The 3,505-nt window shown below is 66.2% G+C and carries 4 protein-coding genes; all 4 read right to left on the reverse strand.

Features of this window, described 5'->3' with window-relative positions; translation table 11 throughout:
• On the reverse strand, positions 1-1,250 hold a 1,250-nt coding region (locus tag JHD07_RS26375; RefSeq protein ID WP_291627390.1), incomplete at its 3' end, for an AMP-binding protein.
• Positions 1,247-2,398, reverse strand: a complete 1,152-nt coding sequence (locus JHD07_RS26380; protein ID WP_291627391.1) for an FAD-dependent monooxygenase — start codon at positions 2,396-2,398, stop codon at positions 1,247-1,249. The genes JHD07_RS26375 and JHD07_RS26380, both read right to left, overlap by 4 nt.
• Before the next feature lie 189 nt (positions 2,399-2,587).
• Positions 2,588-2,803 carry a hypothetical protein gene (locus JHD07_RS26385; RefSeq protein ID WP_291627392.1) on the reverse strand — a complete coding sequence of 72 codons (216 nt, stop codon included), beginning with the start codon at positions 2,801-2,803 and terminating at the stop codon, positions 2,588-2,590.
• 153 nt (positions 2,804-2,956) lie between these two features.
• A partial coding sequence (locus tag JHD07_RS26390; RefSeq protein ID WP_291627393.1) for a cysteine rich repeat-containing protein occupies positions 2,957-3,505 on the reverse strand: 549 nt, incomplete at its 5' end.

Here is a 3,505-nt window from a genome sequence, read left to right on the forward strand (position 1 = left end):
GTGTAGATCCAGCCGCCCTCGCGGATGGTCTCTGCGGATTTGTCCGGCCGGTTCCAGTACAGCGGCGTGTTGGAATCGCCGCGCACCCACAAGATGCCCTCCTCGCCGTCGCCGACGTGGCGGCCGTCCTTGTCGCGCAGCGCGACCTCGTAGCCGGGCACGCGAAGGCCCGCGGCGCCGAGCTTCTTCTGCCCGGGCCGGTTTGAGAGATAGATGTGCAGCACCTCGGTGGAGCCGAGGCCTTCGACGATCTCGAGGCCGCTGAGTGTCTTCCAGCCGTTGAAGACCTCGGCCGACAGCACCTCGGCGGCCGAGAGCGACATGCGGAGCGACGAGAAATCGGTCTTGTCCGCGCCTCCCGCCTTGGTGAGCGAGGTGTAGAGCGTCGGCAGGCCGAAGAAGACCGTCGGCTTGTACTGTTCGATCGCCGCGAAGATCGCGGCCGGCTTGGGCTGGCCGGGCAGCAACAGCGTCGCGGCGCCGGCCGAGAACGGGAAGGTGATGGAGTTGCCGAAGCCGTACGCGAAGAAGATCTTCGGCACCGAGAAGCAGATGTCGTTCGGCGTCAGCTTCAGGATGTCCTTCGCGAAGGCGAGATCGCTATAGGCCATGTCATGCTGGAGATGCACGATGCCCTTGGGCCGTCCGGTCGAGCCGGACGAGTACATCCAGAACGCCATCTCGTTGCGATGAGTGTCCGCTTCCGCAAGTTCCGTGGGCAATTGCGCCAGCCAGTCGGCTGCCGCGAGCGCCCTCGGCACGGCGTGGTCCTCCGCCGCACCGTTGACGACGATGAGCGTACGCAGCCTGGTGTCCCTGCAGGCCTCCGCATTGAAGCGCGCGCAGAACTCGGCGTCCGCCACCGCAACTTCAGCCCCGGAATCGGCGAGATAGAATTGCAGGAGGTCCGGCGGCGTCAGCGTGTTGATCAGCAGCGGCACGAAGCCGGCGCGCACGGCGCCGAAGAACGCGGCCGGATAGGCCGGCGTGTCGTCGAGAAACAGCAGCACCCGGCCGCCGCGCTTCAGGCCGAGCGAGGCAAAGCCGTTGCCCCAGCGGCAAGCCTCGTCGCAGAGCTCGGCATAGGTCCGCGTGCCCGCGGGGCCGATCAGCGTGCGCTTGTCGCCGCGGCCCTCGGCGAGATTGTCGAACAGGATGCGGCTGGCGTTGTAGATCTCGGGGACGGCAAAGCCGATCTCGCGTGCGCCAGCGCTGTCGGCGGGGACCTGATCGGAAATCGCGTGGCTCATGCCTCGTCTCCGCCGGTGTCCCCGCCACTCTTGGCGGCCTCGTAGCGGGTCATGAAGGCCGGCGACATCGCGCGCAGCCGGGAATCGTCGATGCGGCCTGAGCGGGTGATGTAGCTGTAGGCGAAGTCCATCAGCGGAAGCTTGATGTGCTGGGCAAAGTGCTCGTACCAGAACGCGCTGGTGCGCGCGGCATTGACGAGCTTCTGCACGATGGGCTTGCGCGCGGCCTGGTAGCGATGCAGCGCGGTCGCGAGGTGCGCGTCCGATTCCAGCGCCTTGACCAGCGCGATGGCGTCCTCGATGGCAAGCCGCGTGCCCGAGCCGATCGAGAAATGCGCCGAGTGCAGCGCGTCGCCGAGCAGCACCATGTTCTTGAACGACCAGTGCTCGTTCCAGACCCAGGGAAAGTTGCGCCAGACCGATTTGTTGGAGACGAGGCAATGGCCGCCGAGCGTGTCGGCGAACACTTCCTCGCAGACGCCCTTGGACTGCTCGACGTCCTTGTAGGCGAAGCCATAGGCCTGCCATGTGGCGTGATCGCATTCGACCAGGAAGGTGCTCATGGTCGGCGAGTAACGGTAGTGATGGGCGTTGAAGGCACCGCGCTCGGTCTTCACGAAGGTCTGGGACAGCGTGTCGAATCGTTTCGAGGTGCCGTACCAGACGAATTTGTTGGAGGAGTAGGACAGCGACGTGCCGAAATCGCCCTCATAGGCGCGGCGCACCAGCGAGTTCAGCCCGTCGGCTGCGACGATCAAATCATGGCCGTTGAGCTGGTCGATGGCGTGGATCTGCGTCTCGAAGCGCGGCGTGACGCCGACATCGAGCGCGCGCTGCTGCAGGAAGCGCAACAGCTCTAGCCGCCCGATCGAGGAGAAGCCGACCCCGTCGATGGCGACGCTGTCGCCGCCGAGGTTCAGCGTGATGTTCTCCCAGCTCTCCATATGCGGCGCGATCGCGTCGACCGTATCGGGGTCGTCGGCCCGCAGGAACTCCAGCGCTTGGTCCGAGAACACGACGCCAAAGCCCCAGGTCGCGTCGGCCGGGTTCTGTTCGAACAGGTCGACCTGATCCTCGGGGTGACGCTTCTTCCAGAGATAGGCGAAATAGAGCCCACCGGGCCCTCCGCCAATCACGGCGATCCGCAACGTCTGCCTCCCTAATTGACAGTATACTTACTATCTAGGGGTAGACTAATGTGCTCCGGCGTTTCGCGCCAGCGGAATTATCGGCCAGGATCGGCGCGCCGTAGCTCGTGTCCGGACACACGTTTTGCGAGCGTCCGGACCGTCAGCTGGGAATCATAGCCAAACCGGGGCGGGTTGGCCACCGGAGCGTCAGACGCAGCGTTTCACATAGACCCCGTTCACCAGCACCCGGGTGCAGCGGACCGCTGGCACCGGCTTGCGGACGACCACGGCCGCGTTCGGACCGGCGCAGCCGGCACGAACGACGCCGCGGGCGCACACCACCGCATTGGCGTCGGTGGCCTCGAACGTCATGGTCGCGGCAAAGGCGAAGAGCGCAGAAGCAACGAGTAGCAATGAACGCATGTTGTTCTCCCGTGGCTAGTCGTGGTGTAACGGCCTTTCAAAAAGGGTCGGTTAGTTTACGCCTCAGCACGCGAAAACATTCGCGTCACGGACCGCAATTTTCACGTCGCGCACCGCAATTCATGCCGCGAACGAATTCAAGTCCGCTCCGCCTCATCGCGCGGCGAAAGGAGCGAGCACGTCCCTGCAGGCCGGCGACAGCGATGCCGCGCGGTTGGAAATGCATTGGATGATCCGGCCGCCGCCGGGCGCCACGCCGGCGCAGAGCGTGCGGATATCGGCGCCGCAGGCCGAGCGGACGATGAACAGTTCTTCCCGCGGCAGCAAAGGGCGCAGCGTGATCGTGGCCGGCGCCGCGGCGGGCGCGGCCGCGGGAGCAGCTGCGGCCGGAGCTGGGCCTGCGGGCGCAGCGGTTGCGGCCGCTCCGCCACCGAATGCGGCATTCACGGCCTTGGCGCAGCCGGCTGACACCTTCGCCTTGTTCTTCTCCAGGCATTCCAGCGCGGGGGCGCCGCCCGGCGGCACGCTGGCGCAGACCTTGGGATAGTCGCCGCGGCAGGCGCTCTTGATTGCGGAAACCTGCGCAGGGCTCGGCTGCTTGGATGCCGCTGCTTTCGGGGCGGCTGCCGCGGCCGGTTTGGCCGCCGGCTCGGCGGCGGGCGCCGCTTCCGTCTTCACAGGTTCGGATTTGGCAGGCGCCGC

Source organism: Bradyrhizobium sp. (genome assembly GCF_016462955.1).
GTDB lineage: Bacteria > Pseudomonadota > Alphaproteobacteria > Rhizobiales > Xanthobacteraceae > Bradyrhizobium.